The sequence below is a fragment of the Streptomyces sp. NPDC058291 genome, from assembly GCF_042880855.1.
Taxonomy (GTDB): domain Bacteria; phylum Actinomycetota; class Actinomycetes; order Streptomycetales; family Streptomycetaceae; genus Streptomyces.
In genome coordinates, this window is the sequence record NZ_JBHVYK010000002.1 from 100252 (window position 1) to 121676 (window position 21425).

The 21425-nt window shown below is 67.6% G+C and carries 20 protein-coding genes and 1 pseudogene; all 21 read right to left on the reverse strand.

What is annotated here, in order from left to right; genetic code table 11:
- Positions 1-156 precede the first annotated feature (156 nt).
- Positions 157-474 (reverse strand): annotated as a pseudogene (locus tag ACFVYK_RS01605) (HU family DNA-binding protein); the annotation flags it as partial.
- 43 nt (positions 475-517) lie between these two features.
- Entirely contained in the window at positions 518-895 is a 378-nt protein-coding gene (locus tag ACFVYK_RS01610; RefSeq protein WP_389767324.1) for a hypothetical protein, read from the reverse strand.
- Positions 896-914: 19 nt separating this feature from the next.
- The gene (locus tag ACFVYK_RS01615) at positions 915-1373 is read right to left on the reverse strand and encodes a hypothetical protein (RefSeq protein WP_389767326.1); all 459 of its coding nucleotides are present in this window, start codon (positions 1371-1373) and stop codon (positions 915-917) included.
- Positions 1370-2869 (reverse strand): DNA cytosine methyltransferase, encoded by a 1500-nt coding sequence (locus ACFVYK_RS01620; RefSeq protein ID WP_389767328.1) that lies wholly within the window; start codon positions 2867-2869, stop codon positions 1370-1372. The genes ACFVYK_RS01615 and ACFVYK_RS01620 overlap by 4 nt, the downstream gene beginning before the upstream one ends.
- A gap of 70 nt (positions 2870-2939) precedes the next feature.
- Positions 2940-3422, reverse strand: a complete 483-nt coding sequence (locus ACFVYK_RS01625) for a hypothetical protein (RefSeq protein ID WP_389767330.1) — start codon at positions 3420-3422, stop codon at positions 2940-2942.
- 59 nt (positions 3423-3481) lie between these two features.
- Positions 3482-3637 (reverse strand): hypothetical protein, encoded by a 156-nt coding sequence (locus ACFVYK_RS01630; RefSeq protein WP_389767332.1) that lies wholly within the window; start codon positions 3635-3637, stop codon positions 3482-3484.
- A gap of 54 nt (positions 3638-3691) precedes the next feature.
- Entirely contained in the window at positions 3692-4345 is a 654-nt protein-coding gene (locus ACFVYK_RS01635) for a hypothetical protein (protein ID WP_389767334.1), read from the reverse strand.
- Positions 4346-4424: 79 nt separating this feature from the next.
- On the reverse strand, positions 4425-4853 hold the full coding sequence (locus tag ACFVYK_RS01640) for a hypothetical protein (protein ID WP_389767336.1): 429 nt from the start codon (positions 4851-4853) through the stop codon (positions 4425-4427).
- A gap of 101 nt (positions 4854-4954) precedes the next feature.
- Complete coding sequence (locus ACFVYK_RS01645; protein ID WP_389767338.1) at positions 4955-5935, reverse strand: helix-turn-helix domain-containing protein; 981 nt, start codon at positions 5933-5935, stop codon at positions 4955-4957.
- 89 nt (positions 5936-6024) lie between these two features.
- On the reverse strand, positions 6025-7155 hold the full coding sequence (locus ACFVYK_RS01650) for a PD-(D/E)XK nuclease family protein (RefSeq protein WP_389767340.1): 1131 nt from the start codon (positions 7153-7155) through the stop codon (positions 6025-6027).
- 31 nt (positions 7156-7186) lie between these two features.
- Positions 7187-8278 (reverse strand): AAA family ATPase, encoded by a 1092-nt coding sequence (locus ACFVYK_RS01655; RefSeq protein WP_054238225.1) that lies wholly within the window; start codon positions 8276-8278, stop codon positions 7187-7189.
- Between the two features lie 23 nt (positions 8279-8301).
- Complete coding sequence (locus ACFVYK_RS01660; protein ID WP_356247523.1) at positions 8302-8646, reverse strand: hypothetical protein; 345 nt, start codon at positions 8644-8646, stop codon at positions 8302-8304.
- A 218-nt stretch (positions 8647-8864) separates the two neighbouring features.
- Entirely contained in the window at positions 8865-9413 is a 549-nt protein-coding gene (locus tag ACFVYK_RS01665) for a hypothetical protein (RefSeq protein ID WP_356247521.1), read from the reverse strand.
- Between the two features lie 219 nt (positions 9414-9632).
- Positions 9633-9887 carry a hypothetical protein gene (locus ACFVYK_RS01670; RefSeq protein WP_389767343.1) on the reverse strand — a complete coding sequence of 85 codons (255 nt, stop codon included), beginning with the start codon at positions 9885-9887 and terminating at the stop codon, positions 9633-9635.
- A gap of 28 nt (positions 9888-9915) precedes the next feature.
- On the reverse strand, positions 9916-10761 hold the full coding sequence (locus tag ACFVYK_RS01675; protein ID WP_389767345.1) for a peptidoglycan-binding protein: 846 nt from the start codon (positions 10759-10761) through the stop codon (positions 9916-9918).
- 40 nt (positions 10762-10801) lie between these two features.
- On the reverse strand, positions 10802-11125 hold the full coding sequence (locus ACFVYK_RS01680) for a hypothetical protein (RefSeq protein ID WP_389767347.1): 324 nt from the start codon (positions 11123-11125) through the stop codon (positions 10802-10804).
- A gap of 82 nt (positions 11126-11207) precedes the next feature.
- Positions 11208-13820, reverse strand: coding sequence for a hypothetical protein (locus ACFVYK_RS01685; protein ID WP_389767348.1), 2613 nt, complete (start codon positions 13818-13820; stop codon positions 11208-11210).
- On the reverse strand, positions 13817-14920 hold the full coding sequence (locus ACFVYK_RS01690; protein WP_389767350.1) for a hypothetical protein: 1104 nt from the start codon (positions 14918-14920) through the stop codon (positions 13817-13819). Before ACFVYK_RS01690 ends, ACFVYK_RS01685 begins: the two co-directional genes overlap by 4 nt.
- 57 nt (positions 14921-14977) lie before the next feature.
- Positions 14978-15907, reverse strand: coding sequence for a hypothetical protein (locus ACFVYK_RS01695; RefSeq protein WP_307042600.1), 930 nt, complete (start codon positions 15905-15907; stop codon positions 14978-14980).
- A 15-nt stretch (positions 15908-15922) separates the two neighbouring features.
- On the reverse strand, positions 15923-16825 hold the full coding sequence (locus tag ACFVYK_RS01700; RefSeq protein ID WP_389767352.1) for a hypothetical protein: 903 nt from the start codon (positions 16823-16825) through the stop codon (positions 15923-15925).
- On the reverse strand, positions 16825-20934 hold the full coding sequence (locus tag ACFVYK_RS01705; RefSeq protein ID WP_389767354.1) for a phage tail tape measure protein: 4110 nt from the start codon (positions 20932-20934) through the stop codon (positions 16825-16827). Before ACFVYK_RS01705 ends, ACFVYK_RS01700 begins: the two co-directional genes overlap by 1 nt.
- Positions 20935-21425 lie beyond the last annotated feature (491 nt).

Below are 21425 nucleotides of genomic sequence, written 5' to 3' on the forward strand. Positions count from 1 at the left end.
CGTCGGGGAGCATGGAGGCCGCCTGGTGTGCGCGCCGGAGCTCGGCCGATGCCGCCGCTGAACTGCACGACGTGAGCGGTCACTGTGCGCTCCGGTTTCGGGCCGCCCCGGGTCGTTCCCGGGGCGGCAGTGGCGGACAGGTCAGGCACGGGGCGTCTTCGGTGCCTTCTTGATGGCGCTGCCCTCTTCCGGGAGCGGCTTGGTGCCGTCGACCAGGGCCTTGAAGGACGCGCCGGGGCGGAAACGCACCGCACGGGTGGCCTTCACCTTCACGCGCATGCCCGTCTGCGGGTTGCGCGCGAGTCGCGCCGGACGGGCGACGGGCTCTATCGAGCCGAAGCCGGTCACGCTGACCCGCTTGCCCTCGGTCACCGCGCGGACGATGGAGTCGAAGACCGCCTCCACCGCTTCTGCGGCCACGGTGCGGGAGCCGATCTTGGCGGCGACGTCCTCGATGAGGAGCTTCTTGTTCATGGCTTCCTTGCTGTGAGTTGGGAGAGGTGTTTCGGCCGGAGGGTCAGGCGGCGGGCTCGCCGAGCGCCAGGGACCAGTGGTTGGCGGCGTGCGGAACGGCCTGCGGGACGTAGGCGACGGCCTCGACGGGGATGTCCGCGTAGGCGCCGTAGGTGCGGCGGCACAGGTTGCCCTGGGCCGTCGTGGCCGGATTGGTGTGCGAGTCCGGGTCGCTGCTGCCGATCAGGTGCGCCCATCGCTCATAGACGCCTGCCTGGGGCTGGTGCATGTGCAGCCGCACTCCCATGCCGTACTCCACGCCGTCGTGGTAGATGGCGGCGAACTCGATGCCCGGCGCGGGCAGGTCGGGGTTGAGCTGCGCGATGAGCGCCACGGCCGCGACCGGGCCGAGCAGTTCGCGCATTGATCGGTTCTGGGGCATGTGTCCCACTCCTTCGGGATCAGGCGACGTCGGGGAGTTCGAGCTGCTGAGCGTCGGGGCCGTCCTCGTCGTCCAGCGGGTTGGGCCCGGGGCGGTAGAAGGGCTCGCACCGGGGGCACTGCTGCTCGACGGCGCGGCGGTGTGCACGCGACCCAGCAGCGGTGCCGCACGACTTCCGGATGACCGCCGGCGGCAGCTCGGACGGGTCGGCGTCCGGGAGGGCGTGGACGATCACGCCGTTGAGCCAGATCCGGCCGCCACACACGCCGTCGAAGTCGTTCTTGGCGGGCAGGACCTGCCGAATGCAGGCGGCTCTGTAGGGGCAGGCGCCGCAGACGTAGAGGACGGGTTCGCAGATGGCCACCAGGTCCTTGCCCGTCTTCCAGCGGTTGTCGGCCACGGCGAAGTCGGGATCGCCCCAGCAGGGGGCGTGGTCGGTGACGTGCATGCCGGGCAGGGCGCTGCGAGATCCGGTCACAGGACGGGCTCCAATCGCTGGCCTATCCACCGCGCGACGTTGACGGAGACCGCGTTGCCTGCCTGCATGGTCTGTTCAGCCTGGTTGCCGTAGACGACGTACTTCGCGGGGAACCGCTGCCCTTCGAGCTGTTCCCGGGGCTTGAGCATGCGGAAGTAGCAGTCGTTGATGTCCGGGGCGGAGCGGACCAGTGCGGCCGAGTCGCGGGTGGACAGGGTGTGGACGGGTTCGGCGGCCGTCTTCACCGCGCTCTTGCGGTACGGCACGACGAGCGTGTTCCGCGCCCGCTCGGGCACCCGGCCGGCGTGGGTGACCAGGCCGTGGTGGTTGCCCTGGGCGGTCACTCCGCTCAGCGGGTTGCTCGTAGGGTTGGCGGTGGCGTGGTTGCGGAACTCGACGATGAACGGGTCCACGGTCAGGAGGGCTTCGCTCTCGCGGGTGGTGCGGGTCCGCAGTGGCACGTCGACGGGGACGGCGTCGGTGTTCCACGAGCCGCCGGTCGGCACCAGGAGGGCGTCCCCCTGCTTGGCCGTGCGGGTGGGGAGCGGCCGGTCTTCGACGGCGTACGCCCGGTCACCGCCGTCCTTGCCGTGGGTCAGGGTGATCGAGCTGGGACGGTAGGGGTATTTCGCGAGTCCCGCGCGGATGCGGTCCATCGTGGTGTCCACGAGCGGCTTCTTGCGGTCGCCGATGCGCGTGCCGAGGTCGTCCCAGTTGATGATGTCGCTGGCCGGGCGGACGTACGGCTCGACCATGGCGTGACGGCAGCGGCTGTTGGGGCAGCGGTAGATGTAGTCGCGCCGGTACTTCCCGATCCGTACGCCCTCGACGTTCCACGACTGGACGGCGTGCACGTCTTCGCCGCAGTCGACGCAGGGCGCGAGCGGCCTGGGCTCCAGGTCCGGCTTGCGCATGGTCTTGAGGGTGAAGACCACGTACATCCGGTCGCGCCACTGCGGGGCGCGCAGGTTGACGTCGTCGCCGATGTGGGCGCTGCTGACGCACACGACCTGGTACTGGTAGCCGAGCAGTTCCATCGCTTCGAGCCACTTCGGGAACAAGATCCAGTCGAGGCCGAATTCGACGACGTTCTCCACGACGATGGCCTTGAACCGCTTGGCCTCGGCTGCCCGGACGACGCACCAGCCGGTGACCCGGGTCCGTTCGAAGGCGTCCTTGGTCAGGGTCTCCCAGTCCTCACCGCCCTCCTCGATGAGGTCGAGCAGGTCCATCTGGTTGGTCTCGCGCCGCCGCCCGCCCGCGGGGCTGATCTCGGTGCAGATGACCGACGCCCACAGGACGTCGGCGTTGGGCAGGTAGCGCATGGGGAAGCCGGAGATGTCGATGCAGGCGTGGTCGGCGTTGCGGTGGTTGGCGGCGTGGGTGTCGATCGCGAGTTGCCAGTGGTTGATCCCGAGGATCAGTTCGTACCCGGCTTCCACGAGCCCGGTGCTGCTGCCTCCTGCGCCGCACAGCAGGTCGATGACTTTGGCCATGGTGGTGGTTGTTCTCCAAGAGGTTCTGCGGAGCCCGGCCCCGCCTCGCGGGGCCGGGCGGTGGCCGGGATCAGTAGGTGCGGAAGCCGCCGTGCGTCTGGGCGCGGCGCAGGAACGCCATCCAGTGCCGCCACGTCGGATCGCCCACGGGCATTTCGGCGATGGCCACGTTCGGGTGGGCCTCGTAGGTGGTCAGCGCGGCGCTGATCTCGGCGACGGAGACGAGGAAGCCATCGTTGAATTGGAGCTTGTAGGTCGGGATGCCGGTCGGGTCGGGCTCCGCAGCGTCCATGACGGCCTGGTACGCGGCGCGGTATTCGGCGATGCGGTTGGCCGTGGCCTGGTCCGGCTGGACGCCGGGCCCGAAGTCCTGGACCGTCAGCCCGTAGGCGGTCAGCGGGGGGATCGAGGGGACGGGCAGCTCGGTCAGCATCCCGAAGTTGGCCATCGCGTCGAGGGTGCGCGGCAGCGCCGTCCACGCGAAGTGGAAGTAGTTCTCGTCGCCTGCGGCCAGCTCGCCGTCAGGGTTCTGGATGTACATGTCGTATCCCACGGGGTGTTCTCCAAGAGGTCTGCGGTTGTCCGGCCCGCGATGAGCGGGCCGGACAGCGTTCAGCGTTGGGCGGCGTGGCGGTGGTGCTGCTCGCCGCAGGTGGTGCACCTCGGAAGCCGGTTGCGGGCCTCCCAGCGCAGTTCGTCGACGACGAGCACGGCGAGGCCGGCGGCGACGCCGACGGCGAGCGCGAGCAGCGCGAGGAGAGGGGTCATCGCGTCACCAGTTGGTCTCGGCCGCGCTCGTCTGGACCGCCTCCGCGCCGGGCATCAGGCGCTCACCTGGCCGACGTGGGCGAGATAGACGGTGACGATCGCGCCGTTCCGCTCCCAGATGGTCAGCGGCCAGTCGAATCCGCCCTGTTCGTGGATGCGCCGCCAGCCGTGCTCTATCAGAGCGTGGGTGGCGTAGCCGTACTCCTTGACCGCCGCGTGGCGCTCATCGAAGGGGCCCTGGACGTGCTTGCTGATGCGCCGGTGGTCCTTCGTCACGCCGTCGAGCTGGACGGATATGACGTCGATCAGCTTGGGGGCGAGACGGCGCTCGGTGACGAAGGTGGTGATCGCCTGGATGAGGGGGACGACGTTGTTGCCGTGCTGGGAGTCCTCGCCGTCGACGGTTGAGTTGTAGACCAGCTCGTCAACGGTCGGGTTGTCCTCGTGGGCGCGCCTGACGTGCCAGCCCTCGACCTCCGTGGGGTCGAGGGGCAGTTCCTCGACCGAAGAGATCCACAGGTGCGATCCGTCGGTGAGCTGCGCGGTGATGCCGAACATGCCGCCGCAGATCTCGACGTCGGCGACGAGCGGGATGCGCCGCAGCGCGGTGATGACCGGCTCGTAGGCGTTCCACAGCTTGCGCCACAGCGGGTCGTCGGTGTTGCCGTGCACGGGCATCGGGGCCATCTGCGCGAGGTGGTTGCTCACGGGTTTTTCTCCAAGAGGTCTTGTGCCGCCCAACAGTACAGAGTTGGGATCTATTTTGGAACGAATCGAAACGCCTGCACTAGCAGACGGGGGGCCTCCTGCGCTGCTCGCGTGCACCGCGGGCGACGGCGGTCAGGACCGCCAGCTCGTCGGCGCGCTGCTGGGCCGCGTCGGCGATGCGCCGGGCCTGGTGGGCGAGGCTGCGCGCCTGCATGAGGGCATGGTGGTTGTCGCGGGGGTCGAGGTAGATCTCCGCGCCGCCGATCTCATTGAGGAGTTCGGTCACGATGTCGTCCCGCACGTGCTCGGCGTGACCGAGGCCGTCGAGGTCACGCTCCCGCTCGGCCTGGTCCTTGAGGTCGGCGATCTGGATGAGCATGTCGCCGACACCCTCAGGGTCTTCGCGGTAGAGGTCGGCCAGGGTGCGGATCTGCTCGTGAGCGGCGGCGCTGCCGTCGAGCACGATCGCGCCCTTGTGGGCGCGGCGAAGGGTGGGCAGGTAGCTCATGTCGTCCTTTCGGTCGGAGGGGCTCTCCCCCTCTTTCTGGTTCTATTCTATATGCAATACCAGGGATGTCCAGATTCCTGGCGAAATATTCGTTCGGGGGCCTAAGTTTTTTGCTCCCTGCGGGCCTTGGAGTCGCGCAGGGCTTCACGCACAGCCCTGCGTGCTGCCTCCACCGACTCCGGCCGTTCCTCGACCCGTTGACGGCGGCTGGCCGCCTCCTCGTGCCACTCGTCCCAGAAGCGCCCGTGCTCCTGATGCTCAGCCGCCTTGGCCTCTTCCCGCTCTCTCTCACGCCCTGCGCGCGGGTTGGTGCCGCACCCACGACATGAAGCAGCAGGACGGCCCTGGTGGCGCGCACAGCCCTTCTGCGGCACCTCGTGGTCGGGCGTCGGGGTGTTTGCCGGAGCGGGCGCGGGCTCCCCTACGGCGTCAGCCGTGGGGGTAGGGGGGAAAGGAAGGACAGAGGAAGAACCAGGAAAGGAAGGGGTTCCACCGCTGGAACCCATTGGGTTCCCCCCGTGAAACTCATCGGGTTCCACCGGTGGAACCCGGCCCTCTTCCGCCTCCGGGTTCCCCCCGTGGAACCCTGCCTCTCCCTCTGGGTTCCCCTGGTGTAACCCTGCCTCCACCTGCGGTTTCTCAGCCCTCTGCTGCCGTTCGGCCTCGCGGGCTTCGACGTCCTGATACGTCATGGCAGGCTTGGCCGGAGCCGAACGCACCACCCCGGAGCGGGCCTTACGGGGGTTCTTGGGGGCCGCCTTACGGGCTTCCGCAGCCGCCTTGAGGTCCGGCGTGGTCGGCGTGGGAGGTACCCCGAGCGGGAAGACTCGGTAGACGGCGGACCGGCCCGCCTTGCCGGTCTCGACGCGTTCGACGAGGCCCTTGGCTATCAGCTCTGTGACGATGGTGATGGCGCGCTTGTCTGTCACGCCGACCCAGGCGGCAAGGCGGGTCAGACCGGGTCGCGCGAGACGCGTCTCGTCGTCGGCGCTGTCCGCGATCTTCATGAGGGCGAGTTTCTGGCTCTGGCTGAGCACGTCAGGCGGCAGATACGCCGCGGCGATCATCAGTTGGATGGACACGGTTCCCCTTGGGCGGTACGGGCATGGCGGCAGGACGGGGCGCCCCGCCCGTGGTTTACGGACGGGGCTGAGGAGTCAGGGGTTGCAGGTCAGGCCGGCCCGACGTTGATGACCGGGGCCGTCTTCTGCCCGGTCTTGCGTCGAGGGACAGGCAGCCCGGCCGCCTTGAGGTTCTTCACCATGCGATCCGCGTCCGGCTTCATCGGCACGGGGATGCCGGCGACCTCGTGGAGGTCGACCATCGCCTCCACGTCGTCCTTCTCCTCGTCGTTCCCGCCGCGCCAGGAGAGCTTGTTGGGCCCGTAGATCCCGGCCGGGGACTGGTCCAGCTTCTTGCGCGCGAAGGTCTTGATCCGGTTGCCTTCGCTGGCGAGTTCGTGTCCCTTCACGTAGTCGATCAGCGCCTGCTCGCGGTCGGCGTCGTTGTGGATGAGCGCCGTCTGCTCCGGTACGCCCGGGGCTGTCCCCGGCCAGCACAGGGAGCGGAACGGGCAGTAGTCGCAGATGGCGTCGAGGCCCGGCCCGTTGAAGTCACGCGGCATCTCTTCGGGGTCGCTGGTCTCGCGCACGCGCTCCACCCACCACTGGGCCTCGGCGGCCCGCTGAGGGTCAAAGTCGATCTCCTGAATGTGCTCTGCGCCGCTGTCGCGGTTGATGAACCGAAAGCGGATGCGTCCGATGTTCAGCGGACCGAGGCGGGACAGGTAACGCTGGCCAGGCACGTTCTCGAAGCCGACCTCGTGCAGCGCGCCCGCGTACAGGTGCACCTGGCGCAGCTCGGCGGCCGTCGCGCCGTAGCGAAGGACGCGGTCCCACAGGTAGGTCGACTTCGTCTTCACGTCCTCCACGGTGAGCACGTCTGCGGGTATCGCAGGTCGGTGCCGCGCGGGCAGACGAGCTGCCGTCGCCGCGTCGAGCTGGACGACGTCGACGTGGCCCCTGATCAGGTCGTCCTGGACACTGCGCTCAACCAGCCAGCGGTACTCGGTGCGCGCCGACTCCAGCAGGCCGTAGTGGATGAAGGTGCCGAGGATCGCCGCGCGCTTGTCGGCGTGATCGGTCGGCGTGACGCCGTGCAGGATGTAGGCGGCGCGGCGGCCGCACACGGTGTCGGACGCCCCGAGCTGGGTCTGAAGAGATCGGGGCCGGCGGGCGTCGACGTCGTGGGCCGCGTCCCAGATGGACGGCGCGACGCCGTCGACGATGGTTGCTACGGACATGGGAGTGCTCCAAGAGGTGAGTGCGGCCCGGTCACTGCTCGGCGTCCGCGTCCTGCTCGGCGGCCTTCCGCTTGGCGGCGGCGCGGAGCTTGTCGGCGTCGGTCAGTGGGCCCTCGCCCATCTCCGAGCGGGGGTTGTCCAGCTCGGCCGCCCTTTGCTCGGCGGCAGCCCGAACGGTGGCGATCTCCTCCCGGCTAAGGCGGTTTGCTGGGTCCGGGACGGAGCGCCACAGTGCGCCGAGGGCTTCCTTGTCCTTGAGTTCTGCGATGCGGGTCAGCCACGGCTGGACCAGGTCACCGGAGAGCGCGGGCATGATGCGCGGCTGGGATTCAACGGAACAGCCGAGCCTGTTGAAGACCAGGTCCTCGATGCTGAAATCCCGCAGGGTCAGCGGCTTCTTCTGCTCGACGCGCATCCGCAGGGACCGGACCTTGATGATCTGCGGGTCGGCGTTACGCTTCATCCGCACCCAGCAGGTGGAGTCGAAGCCCAGGTCCTTCTGTGCCGACACCTTCCACTCGCTCTTGTTCTGGATCGGCTGGCCGTTGTCGTCCGTGGCACTGACCTGCTTGCCGCGGGCCAGGACGATGGAGATGCCGGGCAGGGTGCGCAGCAGGTAGACGATCCGGTTCCACCGTTCCAGCGCGTCGTTCCACAGGTTCCGGCCGATGTCGTAAGCAGCGTCCGGGTCCTCCTGGAGCAGCGCGCGGTTCTTCCGCGTCCTGCGGCCCCGCTCGTACGTCCAGTTGGTGAGCATCCTCCACAGGGCTGACCCTGAGTCGATGGTCAGGACGACCGGCGGTTCTCCGGCCGCCGCCGCGCGCCGCGCCTCTGCGTGCACGGCCTCGACCTGTTCGAGGATGTCGCGGTAGGTCCCGTCGTGCTCGATGATCAGATAGTTCGCGCCCTCGATGGCCGCGTACTCGTCGGCGGATCCCTCATCGAGATCGATCCAGTACATCTGGCCGATGCGCTCACTGCTGGAGAACTGGGCCGCCGAGTAGGTCTTGCCGGCCCCCTCCTCCCCCTCGATCAGAAGGAGAGGCCACGGGACGATGCCCGTCGGCTTGCGGGTTTTGAGCTTGATGGCGGGCGGCTTGGCGGCGCCCGCTGGTGCGTTCACGATCTGGCTCCAAGAGGTCGTGGTCAGTCCGTGCGCAGGGCTCGGACTTCAAAGAGCGGGGACCACTCCGGGTGTTCGGCCAGCAGGAGCCGGACGTACCGGGAGCGGTAGTCGTTGTTCAGCGCGAACTCGTCGCCTCGAGTAGCCGCGCCGTACTGGTAGCGCAGGAGCTCGAACAGCATCCCGATGCCGATGCGGCCGAACCCCTTCTCCGCGCAGTCGGCGGTCATCCGGGTCAGCGACCGGAGCACCCAGGGGTTGAGCGCGTGGAATGCCTCGAACCGCTGCTGGATGGTCAGGTCGCCGACGTTGTCGGGGTGGCGAACGGGCTGGATGGTGCCGAACAACGGCGGTTGTTCGATCAGCAAGGCTCTCCCCCTTAGAGATGGTACGAACCCCCTGGAGTGTTGGAATCTATCTTCGGGCAAGGGCAATGTCGATCGACAACCTCCTCGACCCCACACCTTGGCGGCCCCCTGGGTACCGACACTCCACCCCCAACGAATAGAAGCGCACTCCGACGAGTACGCTTCTATTCTATATGCAAATGCGGGTCAGATCAAGAACAAGTCCCCCTAAAATGCGCTTAGTTGGCGGGCTTGCTGGCCGCCTTGCCTCGCGGCACGATCCTCGCGCCGGGGCCCTCGTAGGTGCCGTCGCGCAGCGCAGCGAGGACCGTTTCATCAATCGCCCAGTCCACACCCCGGGCTCCGGCCTGGAGCGCGGGCACGTCGTCCATCACCGGCTCCAGGAGCCAGATCGGCGATCCGGAGAGGGTGTAGTCGGCGGCACGGAAGCGGCTCGTGCTCACCGCCTTCCTCAGCAGGGCGCCGGACGGTAGGCCGAACAGCGCCACCAGCTCAGCCTGGCCCACCAGCGGCGGAAGCTGGTCGACCTCGCCGACCCAGTAGCCCGGACTCTGCTCCTTGACCAGCCGTGCGAGCACGGATTCGTTCAGGTGCTTGGGGCGCGGGGTGGTCTGACCGAAGCCCTTCGCGAACTGGAGGAGCCAGTAGGGCGATCCGCTGATGATCTTGGCGTACCGGTAGTCGAGTGTGTGGTCACGGCTGATCCACTGACTGACCTGGAGTCGCCTGACGTCGTACAGCTCGGCGAATTCGGCCCCGCCGGCCAAGTACGGCTTCCTCGCCGCTGGCCTCTGATCCTCGGTCACTCCATCGCCTCTCGCTCACGGTACGTCTGCATATAGATTGTAACCAGGGAGCGAGCGGAGTCCGGATCCCCCAGGGGACGCGGTAGTGTGGGTGCTTCCAAGAGGTCGAAGGCCCCCGTCGCGAGACGGGGGCCTTCTTCCATGCCTACTCGAGCGCCTCGCGGCGGCACCTCGATCCGGTCAGATCTGAGGCAGCGAGAACTGCGAGTCCTCGTACTTCGGCGGCCGGGCATAGCCCAGCAGCCAGCCGAAGCGGGGCGACACGTGCTCCTCGGCGAAGCGGAAGCCCCCGTAGTAGACGAAGATCACGACCGGGGTGAGGACACCGGATGCGGCCGTCGTGTCCAGGTCGAGGCCGTGCCGCAGCGCCACGGCGACGAGCCAGCCGACCGCGGCCGGCACCCCGGTGCGCAGAAGGGATGCGTACAGGTTCATGGGTTCTGCTCCTTGATGGGATCGCGGGTCAGCTGAACAGGCGGGCCCAGGTCTGGGGGCCGGGGAAGCCGTCGGCGTCGGACCCGGTCCATTTCTGCGCGAGCTGGAAATCCTGGAGGTTCAGGCGGTCGGCCTCGCCCCAGTCGCGGGTCGGGCCCACGCGGTAGTGCTTGCCGAACCCGCGCCGGACGAGTTGCTGGCCCAGGAGGAGGATCGAGGCGTTCGACTTGCCGGGGCCGAAGGCGCTACGGCCGGGGAACGGCGGCGGTCCCGGCTTGGGTGCCGGGCCCGCGGTGGGCCACTTCGGCATCGGTCCCGGGTCGGTGTGCTGGTTCTCGGGTACCTGGCTATGGGCGTAGTGCCCTCCCTGGGTCTCCCAGGTGTGCTCGCTGCGGTTCGCGCTCCAGGTGGGAGAGCCCATCGGCCAGGCGTCGGGCACTCCCCAACTCCGCGCCCAGGTGAGGATCTTGTCCAGGCCCTTGGCCGGAGTGTCTCGGACGGTCGCGTAGGACCGCCCATTCACCCGGCAGTAGGGGAAGAACAGTGTTTCGACCTGGAGGCAGACCCGGCCCGTACGGTTGGTCCGCGTGCCGCCTGCGCTGTCGACGACGGACTTCGACCGGCTGTTGGCCGGGTAGAACTGTGCGGTCCGTCCGGTGAACGGGTCCCACAGGAGGTGCGGAGCGGTCCCGCTGCCGCCGCCCGTGAAGTACCGGACGAGCTGGTCGAAGGGGACGAGGTCGGCCGGCTTGGCCGCCGTGCCGTTCTTGTCCCAGGTGATGTGCCAGATCACGCGCGGGGCGTACTTGGTGTCGGTGGGTGCCGTGTCGCTGAGCGGGTGCCGCTCAGCCCCAGGCAGCCAGAGATCAGGCATGGCGCGTTCCTTGTTCTCCCCCGCGCCTGCTGTTGCGAGCCTACAGTCCGAGCTTGCCGGTCACGATCGCGACGATCACTCCCACCACGACCGGGGCCACGAGAGCGGTAAGAGCCAACCGCCGTACGTTGCGGGCCTCCTGACGCTCGGTCTCGCGCTCGCGCCGCATCTGTGCGATGTCGTCCTCGACGGCTTTGATCCGTACCTCGTCAGTCCGCCTGTCGGCGTCGTACTGGATCTTCGACACCATCTCGGCGAGCCGCGCGCTGAAGGCAGCGAAGTCGGCGCGCAGGTCGTCGCGCATCTGCTGCATGGCCCGCAGCAGTTCCCACGGCGTGGGGTCCTGGCCCTGCGGCTCGGTCACGTTGGTCCCTTCGGCTGCCCCGCGCCGCTGAAGATCAGTCTAGGAGACGCGGGACAAACCTGAATTGCCGTACTCGGACCGGTCAGGTGATGGCTTGACCGGTGTAATCGTCGGCAGAGCCGCAGTCCTCCACCAGCAGGTAGGCGACGTTGCTGCTGCTGGCGGCGAGCGTCCACGTCTGTGCCACTCCGCCCTGAGTTCCGGTCCAGCACAGTGCGGCTGTTACATCGCTGCCGGTGGTGTTGGTCAGGATGGTCTGGATGGAAACCGCGGCGTTCGCTGAAGAGGCTTGTAGATTGTTGACCCGTATCTGGTCCTTGTAAATCGTCCCGGACACAGTGTTCTTGCGAATTCGATATAGCGCAAAACTGGCGCTTGCCGCACTGTGCAGTCCCCAGAGAGACACACGGTATGCACGACCAGTCTTGAACGTGATGCTGCCGGTCGTGATGACAGCCGTCTCCGTGCCGGAGAACGTGACGTTCGCGGTCAGAGTCTTCTGCGCGACGAACCCGCGACCTTGAGATTTGCCGTAGACGCTGAGATCTCGGTCGATCGCGAACCCGCTGGATGTGAGCTTGGCAGTGGACTGGGCCGACCCGGACGGCGCGTCGCGGACGTACAGCTCGATGGACGATCCGACGTCCGATGTATCGGCGCCGTACCCGTTGATGTAGGCAACTCCGTTGCCGCTCAGCTCGTTTGCGTAGAGGTTGAAGACTCCTCCCGAATAGCCCGGCACGTGGCTTTGCAGGAACACCCCTGTTTCCTGGCTTGAACCAGTCACCTTCGGGGCGCTGAGCGAAACGCTCGGAACTTCGTAGGTACCGGAGGAATCTGAGGCGTACCCGATGGCGGTATTGAGTTCTGCCGGTGCTGACTCATCGGCGCTTCCGGAATAGAACTCAATCGACCCGGTCTCCGGATTGCTGTTTCCGGGGCTGATGACAACTCGCTGTCCGCTTGCAGCGGTTCGAAGAGTGCTGCCTGTGAGAACGGCTCCGTTGATCGTCTTGCCGTTGATGGCATCGGCGTCGAGCTTGTCCGCCGTGATTGCCCCGGCCTTGATATGGGTCGCTTCGATCGCGCCCGCCGAGATCTTCGTTGCCGTCACGGCATTGGTCGCGATCTTGTCTGTCGTGATGGACAGCGCCGCGATCTTCTCGGCCGTGATGGACAGCGCCGCGATCTTCTCGGCCGTGATGGCCAAGGCCGCGATCTTCTCGGCGGTCACCGCTCCCGCGAGGATCTCGACCGCCGTGACCGAATTCGCGGCGATCTCGCGGCCTGTGATGGCATCGGCCGCGACCTTCCCGGCGATCACTGAGTCGGCCGCGAGCGCCGCGGCGGTCACCGAACCGCTCACGAGGTTCGTTGCGTCGACGATCCCGGTCTTCAGCGCCTCAATGGCAACGGCGTCGACCTGCATAACGGCCGAGGAACCGGAAACACCCATCGAGGCGTAGCCGAGCCACAGATAAGGGGTGATGTACCGCACGGCGTCGTGGACGGTGCCCGGCGAGCGCGGGTCGTTGTTGGGACCAGCGGAGCCTGCGGCTGCCCGGTCCTTGAGGTAGCCGACGACCGTGACCCAGCCGTCCGTGGTCGGCAGCGACCGATTCGACGCCGCGATGTAGTAGTGGCTGTTCGGCGAGTTCGCTCCGACACGGTTGACCAGGGTGGTCTGGTCTGCACCTATGCCGAGCACGCCGACGTAGAAGGCGTCCGGTCCAGAGGCGAGTTGGGCTGTAGCCCGGATTCGGGCGCTGATCCGGTACAGGACACCGGGCTCATACGGGACAAGGGTCGTGCCGCGAAGCCGGATGAAGCCGCGGGCCTCACCGATGCTTCGGCCAGTGGGAGCGTCCGGGACTCCGGTGAGGTGCGCCCATGTGGCGCCGCTGCCCTGGTCGGTGGTCTGCCAGGCGGCGGCGTCGCCCATTGTGTCGACCAGGCGCTGGCTGGTGGCGTCCGCGAGCGCGCCGCCGAGCGAACTGAGGGTGATCGCGCCGCTGGCGACCTTGCCCAGCGTCACGGAGTTGGCCGCGAGCTTCTCAGCGAGAACCGCGCCGTCCGCGAGAGCCGTCGTGTTGACGGCCCCCAGGGCGAGCGCCGCGGCGGTGACCGCGCCGCGGGCGAGCTTGGTTTCGTCGATGATCGCGTTGACGATGTCGTCGGGAACGGCCTTGCGGGCCTGGCCCTGCACAGCAGTCGAGGGCTCTCCAGCCGTGCCGGATGTGTTCACCGCGATCAGGCGCACCCACAGCGGGGTGTAGGTGTCGGTGGCGAGGGTGATGCTTCCGCCGGCGGCCGTGTGGAAGGCTGCCACGGGGCTGGTGGTGTCCGGCTCGGCGTCGGCGGTCGTCGACAGGTGAACCTGGACTTCGGCCAAATCGAGCGGAGCGGTCTCGGCGTCCGTCCACGTTCCCGGCCAGGTCACGGTCAGCCCGGACAGCGCGGACTCGACCACGGGCGGCGCGGGTGTGGGTGGCGGCGGTCCGTTGTGGGCGACGAAGCCAACGGTGCCGTCGTCCTGGAGGCCCATGCTGCCGCGCAGGGTGCCGTCCTGGTCGTACACCTCGATCGCGCCGTCCTCGACGGACGAGTACGCCATGCGGGCGGTGCGGGTAGTGCGGGCCAGCTGCCGTTCCAGGACGGCCACGCGGGCGGCCAGTCGGGCGATGTCGCTGCTCACGCGGTGCCTCCCCCGTAGGTGAAGCGGTCTGCGCGCTGGAGCTGGATGACGGCCTGCTCGGGGGTGTCTCCGGAGGCGGGTCGGATCTGCCAGCTGACGATGCGGGACCAGGCGTCGAAGTCGGTCCACTGGTCGTGGACTCGGGCCCGTACGTCGTCGCCGATCTGCCAGGAACCCAAGCGAGCCGCCGGGTGGTCACGGACGGTGATCTCAGTGACTTCTCCGATGACCTGTCGGGAGATGCGCTCTGTACGGGCGCGCGCGGCCAGCCTGTCGTTCGCCTTCTCCTGCGGTACGTCGAGCAGGTGTTCCAGGCGTAGCCGGCCGTCCCGTACGGCGTCGACGGCGCGGCGGCGGTTGCGGCCCTCGCCAGCTCCGAGCGCAATGACGACCTGGGCGAGGTTGTCGGCGTCGTACTCGACCGGGACCGCCTTGACGACGTTCACGCCGGACTCGAAGTGGATGTCCGTGCGGCGGCGGCCGAGACGAGGCCAGCCGATTCGGATGTGGCCCTGCGGGGTTCCGCTCTGCCAAGCGACGTCTTCGGTCCACTCGGGGCCGCCTTCGACGGCGACCATGTCCGCGATGACGTCGCCGAGCGAGGGCGTGTCCCACCAGTCGACCCGATAAGGGTCCTCGGGGGTGCCGACTGTGACCTTGGAAGTGGTGCCGTCGACCTGAACGCCGAGCTGCCCGTCAGGTTGCTCCTGGCAGTACGCCCACACGTCGCGGATGACTCTGCACGGGTCCGCGTAGGTATAGGGGCCGCGGGCGTTGAGCTGTCCGTGGATGTCGTAGCGGCGGTACGGGTACGAGCCCCACCCGGAGGCCTCGATGTTCAGCTGTTGGCCCTCGGGGTCAGCCCGCCAGATCAGACCGCCCCATAGCAGCCGCCCGTCTCGCTCAACGAAGATTTTGGTGTTCCCGGGGGCGAGCTGAGAGCGGACGAGCTGGGCGAGACGGGGCTCAACAGTCCCGACGAGGCCGCCGGTCGCAGACAGCGCGGGCCCGAACTCAACGCCGCTGAGCGGCAGGTCCCAGGCCAGGACCTTGTTGGTGAGCGCGTCGGTGGTGAGATAGCGGTATGACGGCGTTGCCATCGGGCGCGTCCTTGATCTCCCCCGCGCCGGGATGGGTTTATGGCAATGCGCGTCGTGTCAGAGGACGCCTTCGGTGAACTCGACGTCGGCGATGATCGAGGTGGAGCTGTCGACCCCCAGGTCACCTGTTTCTGACTTGGACATGTAGGTCTGGAGCGAGAGAGTCTGGGTGGTGCCGCGTTGGGCCGCGCTGATGGTGATGTTGTCCGCCACGACGATGGTCTGTCGGCGGGTGTTTGCACCCTGGTCGTCGTCGATGGCGGTGTTGTCTCCGAGGTCAGCGCCCAACTTCGTTTGCATGGAGGCGAACACGTCAGCCCGTGCCATACGAAGTCCGGCAATGGTGATGACGGCCTTGGCCGACACGGCCCAGGCAGGGATGGGGACCGCCCAACTGGCCGAAGTAGGCCAGGCATGCCATTTGTTGTCCTGGTACTTCAGCTCGCTCAGCGTTGACGGGAAGGCTGTGTAGAGCCGTCGGTCGCGCCGCGGGTTCGCGATCTGCCGCAGGTCTACAACCATCGCGTTGGTGACCGTGGCTGTGTTCGCCGGAAGATTCAGTCGGGCCAATGGGATGGCCGTCATTCCGGGCGGCACCGTCTTTGTCGTGGCGGACACCCCGGACACGACGTGGAAGTAGCCGATCTCGTCGGCGGCCGGATTCCGGTTTCCTTCGTAGTCCGGGTCCTCGACTCGCAAGCAGATCAGGTCGGATCGAGCCGAGGATCCCGTCGGGGCGATTGGCACGATGGCATCGCCCACGTTGTACTGGGTGTAGGAGCCCTGGCCCCAGGCCGCTCCGCCCACCACGGCCGAGCCATCGCCGACACGCACGCCGGCGCCGGGGGTGGCCCACTCCCTGACTTTCAGGTCATTTCCTTCGGTCACGCCCGAATTGCCGCAAGCGAGGTCGCGGATCATCATCCGGAAGGCGCGGGCCGGGTGGGTGCCGCCATGAGTCAGCATGGGCGGCTGGATCAGTGCCATCTGGTAGTGCTCTCCTTACAGGGCGGTGTAGGCGTCGCGCCAAGACACCTTGAGGCGGGTGGAGTTGGTGTAGTCCGCCCCGATCCACCGAATTTCGCTGGTCCGACGGGGCGGGATCTGAAAGAGGTCCAACCGGGACGCGGCAGACAGGGCGTACGCGGCGTTGCCGCCGTTGTGCAGCACCCAGCGCGTTCCGGGACGCGTGTCGATCTGAAGGATGTCGCTCTCCCCCAGAGCCAGCGCGAGGTCGAGAACACGGCCCGTCTCCGTGATCCAGATGCGGGGATTCACCACCGGGCCACTGATCGTCAAGGAGGGCCAGGCAGCCAAGTCACCGAAGTTGGTGACCCAGCCTGGCCGCTCCTGAGGATTGGCCACGCCGGTCGTAATCGGTGCGGTTACCGGAGCGGTGAAGCCCTCCTCCTCGAAGTCGCGAGCGAGGGGTAGCGTGATCTGCTGCTCGGTGTCGTCGTGCCACTCGGGGGCGGTCGCAGTGAAGTCCAAAGTGATCGGGATCCAGCCGTAGATCGCCTGCGCCATGGACACGGCCTCTACTCGGCGGACCCTGCCGTAGAGCCGCTTGGGGTTGGTACGGCCCGGCCACCACAGCCGCAGGGTCTGCACGGCGCCCGCACTCTTCCGGGTCGCCGGGTCGGCTGCAGCCTGGTCGAGTGCGGCGAGCGCGTCGACGGCGGCGTGCGGGTCACCCGGTGTCCGGATGCCGGCCTCAATCGTCACCGTGCGAGGGCTGTAGTAGTCCACGCCGGGGAACGAGCCGTCGTCCGTAGGCAACTCGACGTCTTGGGCCCGGACTTCTGGTGTCCCAAGACCGGTGATGTTGCTGACGGGGTACGGAGTACCGGGGCCCATGAGGACGCCCGCGAAGTCGATCTGCCACTCCTGATTGATGACCGCCATCAGATACGGCCTCCTCGCTGAGCGTTCCGCAGCCGCCGCATGATCTCCGTGCCGACCCGGTCCGCTGCCTTGGCGTCGGCACCACCGTTGACGGTCACGGGCATGGATCCGACGAGGGCGGCGGGCCGCTCGTCGCGGACGATGACGACTTGGACCGGAGCGGGCCGAGCGTCGACGAGCCGCATGGCTGGTGGGGCGGCACCGCTGGCCAGGCGCATCCCGAAGCGTGTGGCGACGTCGTGCAGGACAGTGAGGGCGCTGCTGCGCTTCGCCGCGCCGAGCGGGATGAATGCCTCTCCGCCGGTGCTCGGTTCGGCGAACTTGATCAGGCCGCCGGAGGTGGCGTAGAGGCCGGGCGTGAGGATGCCGCCGTTGGCGTACGACAGTCCTTTGTTCGCACGGCTCAGGTCGGAGAAGAACTTGGCGCCCTTCGAGCCCAGTGCGCTCTTGAGCCGGGACAGGCCGAGGTTGGCGATCTCGATGATGTGGTCCTCATCGAGCCCGGTGGCGTCTGCCACCGCGTGCAACCCGGTCGTCTTGCTCTTGATCGCGCCGATGATCGCGACCAGGTCCGGCAGGTCGTCACTGGGCACGGTCTTGTCGGCGCTGCGGGCGGCGCCGTTCGCCGCCTTCGCCTTCTTCTTGTCCTTCACGGCCTGGGTGGCGAGTTCGGCCGCGTCCTGGTCGCCCTGCTCGGCCAGGCGCTTGGCGAGGTCGCCGAAGCCGCCGGCCGCGAGCTTCGCCAAGTTCTTCTCGAAGCCGGTCTGGTCCTTCACCGCTTGGCGGAGCTGCCCGGTGTACTCGCCCAGGCTCGCCTTCGACGCGGCGGCCAGCTCCCGCAGGTCTTTCGCCATGGACCGCACGTAGCGCGAGCTGCCGGTCGCCATCTTGCGAGTGAGCGACACCCCTTCCTCGCCCATCTCTGCGAGGGCGTCTGCCACGTCCTGGCCAGCGCGGCGAGCCACCGTGTCGAGGTCGCGACGCCACCGCTTGGCGGTCGCCACCGATGAATGGAGCTTCTTCGCGAACAGCGCGAGGCTGAAGTTGCCCTTCTTGTCCTGTGAATCGCTGGCGATTCCGGGCAGGGAGTACAGCGACTGAGGCTGGTAGGTGAAGCCCGATAGGCCGCCGTCGGCGTGGTAGGTGACTTCGCCGCCGAAGCGGCTGGCGACCTCCTCCAAGATCCGCTTCGATCGGGCCCGTTTCGCTCCGGCAAGCGGAATGTACGCCTCTCCTTGGGTTTCGGGTTCGGCCCACACGCGCCACGCGCCGGCGGGAGCGATCTGCGCCGTGTGTTCCTCACGGCGGGATCGGACCCCGCCGTCGGCGTAGAAGTCGATCAGTCCGCCGTTGGCCTGCTTCTTCGGAGCCTGGATTGAATCGGGTACGCCGTTGCCGTCCTTGTCCCACGAGGTTGGCTGCGGCTTAGCGAAGAACGGGATGGTGATTGCAGCGGGTTTGTTGACGGTCACGGTGATGGTCTTGGTCCCGGGGATGCGCCCCACGGACGCGCCGATGCCGTCGAGCTGTGTTTGAACCGCTGCCATGTCGCCGGAGAGAAGGGCACTGGTGAGAGCGGAGGCCGCCGCCGTTCCCTTCTGCTGGGCCACCGCGACGATGAGGCTGAGCATCCCGGACCACTCGGAGTTCGACTGGACGCCAGCCGCCTTGAATGCTCCTACGACACCGGTCAGATCGGGTGCCTTGATCGGCAGGTCTGCTCCGTACAGGGCGTTGAGCTGCGAGCGGATCTCTCCGATGTCTCCCTTGAGGAAGGACTGCGCCAGCGAAGTCGAGGCCTCCTTGCCATACTTGGCTGACACGTCGGACAAAAGGTTCATGCCCTGTTCAAGTTGCGCGGCGGCGGACGTGGGCAGCTTCTTCGCCGCTGTCTCCATGTCCGCCACGGTCATGTCCCGCATGACGCGGGCTAGCTTGCCGGGGTCGTTGGTGGCCGCCGCGTCAGCCCATGCCTCAGCGACCTTCTTCCCGTACTTCGCCGAGATGGCGGGCAACTGCTCCAGGCCGGCGCGGAAGGCAGGGGTCGAGCGGGCGGACGATTCCTGGATGATCGCTTCGAGTTCGTCGGCGACCTTGCCCTTGCCGTTCTGGAGTTGCTTGACCAGCTCGTCAAGGATCGGGGCGGAGTCGGGGCCGAGGTCGGAGAAGTGGTCGGCAAGATCGAGGTGTCCCGCGGCCGCCAGCTCGCCCAGGTTCTTCTGGAACTCGCGCTGCGCCTTGAGCTGCTTGCGCAGCTCGGTGACGTAGTCCGACAGGGAAGCCTTCGAGGCGTCGGCAGACCTGCCCGCTTTTCGGTTGGCCTCGGCGACCTTGTCCTGAGCGGCCTTCCACGCCTTCGCCGGGTCGACGATCGAGGCGAGAGCCTTGCTCATCGCCTCCATCTGGTCGGTGAACTGCGGTGCTCCGTTTTTGTCCGTCGGCAGCAATTGCGTCAGGTCCCAGGCCCCGAGCATTTCGCGACGGTTGTTCTTGATCTTGTTGTTGACGATCGCCATGTTCGCGGCAAGCTGGCTTTCCTGCTTGACCGCGTTGCTCCAGATCTTGTGCTGCTTGTCCAAGACCTTCTTGGCTGCATCCCACTCCGGATCGGCCGCGTATGAGCCGATGTCCCAGGTCAGAGCCTTCTGAGTGTCCAGATCTTCCTTGAGCTTCTGGAGCTTCGCGCCGCCGGACGTGATCGCGTCGATGGCGGTCGCTACGTCGATCCCGGCGTCCTTGAGCTTCTTGACGTCGTCGCTGTTCGTGAGCTGTTCGGTGAGGGTGCGCAGCCCGGCTCCTTGCTCGCCCTCCTCCCTCTCCTTGCGCAGGGCGTCGACCAGTTCCTCGGTCGCGGCCTTGGCCTTCTGCTTGCTGGCCGAGTAGGCGGCGTACACGCCGATGCCGATCGTCATCAGCGCCGTCAGACCGGCCACCGCGATGCCGGCTCCGCTGAGGACGGCGGGGAGGGCGGAGCCCCCGGCCCGCGCTGCGGCGAGTTCGGTCCGGAAGACGGTGAGCTGTGCGCCGAACCGCAGGAAGGCCGCCTTGGCGAGGAGAGCCGCAGCCGACAGGGCCAGCACGACGCCCATGACAGACTTCACCGGGCCTGGCAGATCGTTGATCGCCCCGGCCAGCACGTTCAGGTACTCCCCCACCCCTTGCAGGGCGGGCAGCAGCACGCGCGCCATGTCGATGCCGAGCGCCTGGGCCTGGTTCTGGAACAGACTCCACTGGCCCGCGGTGGTGTCCATCTGGATCGCATACGCCTTCTGCGTCGCGCCGGCGCGCTCGACCTCCTGGCTGATGCCCTGGTAGGTCGCGGCGTAGTTCTTTCCGTCGGCGGCCGAGAGGGCGAGGGCGGCGCGGACCGCTCGGATGTCGCGCAGGAGAGGAACCAACTGGTCGGCGCTGCCGCCGGTGGCGTTGCGCACTTTCTGCATGACGACGTAGAGGCCGTCCTGCTGGAGGGCTGCGGCAGCCGATTCGTACCCGAAGCCCTTGATCATGTTGGACAGCTCTTGGGTGGGCTTCATCATGCGCGTCAGCAGCATGTTCAGTGCCGTGACTCCCTCGGCGGCCGGGATGCCCGAGAGGGTGACCGCAGCGAGCGCCGAGCTGATGTCCTCGAATTTCACGCCCGCCGCAGCGGCCATCGGGACAACGTCACCGAGTTGCTGTGCCAGCTCGTCGAACGAGACGACGCCGTAGTTGACGGTCTGGAACATGACGTCCATGACGTCGCTGGCCTGCGAGGCGTCCATCCCGTATGCCTTGAGGACGCCAAGCAGGGCGCGGGCGGACGTCTCGGTCGTCGTCAGGCCGGCGGCGGCACCGCGGGCAGCCACGCGCAGGATCGTCATGGCGTCAGCGCCGTCGAAGCCGGTCGAGACGACCTGGTACAGGCCCTCGGCAAGCTGGGCGGCGGACTGCGGGAGCTGAGTGCTCAGCTCAACGATCTGGTCCGTGAAGTGGCCGATGTTGGTGCTGTTGATCTCCTTCGAGATCGTCATGACGTTCGCCATGTGCTTCTCGAGCTCGATGGCGCTTCGAACGCCCATGACGAACGCGCCGCCGAGAGCGACGCCCATCACGGTGAATCCCGTGGTCATCGCACGGCAGGTCCGTTCCGACCGTGCCGCGAGCGCGTTGAGGTCACCGTCGACGCGGCGGACCTGGCCACCGAACGCGGTGACCTGGCCCGCCGCCGTGCGGAGACCTCCGACCAGACCGGTGACGCCAGCCTGAACCTGGACGTAGAGGGTGTAGGCCCCAGCCACTGGCTACGCCTGCTTTCTGGGCCGAAGCCCGACCTTCACCCCACGCCCCTCCGGACCTTCCGGGACCTGTTCCTGCTCCATGGCGATCAGCTCGCAGCCAACGCACCGGTGTGTCTCACTGACGTATGCGAAGCGGTCGCCACCCGCCTGCTCGTCCCACTCCTCCGGCCTGGTCCCGCACGACTCGCACACCGTTCGCGAGAAGTTGAGGTAAGCGAGGGCCTTCGCACGGTCGAGCGCCGACCACCGCCCGTCTCCCGCCCCGGTGAACTGCGAGTGCGGGATGCCGTACGAGGCGCAGACCTCCATCTCTGCGCGAAAGC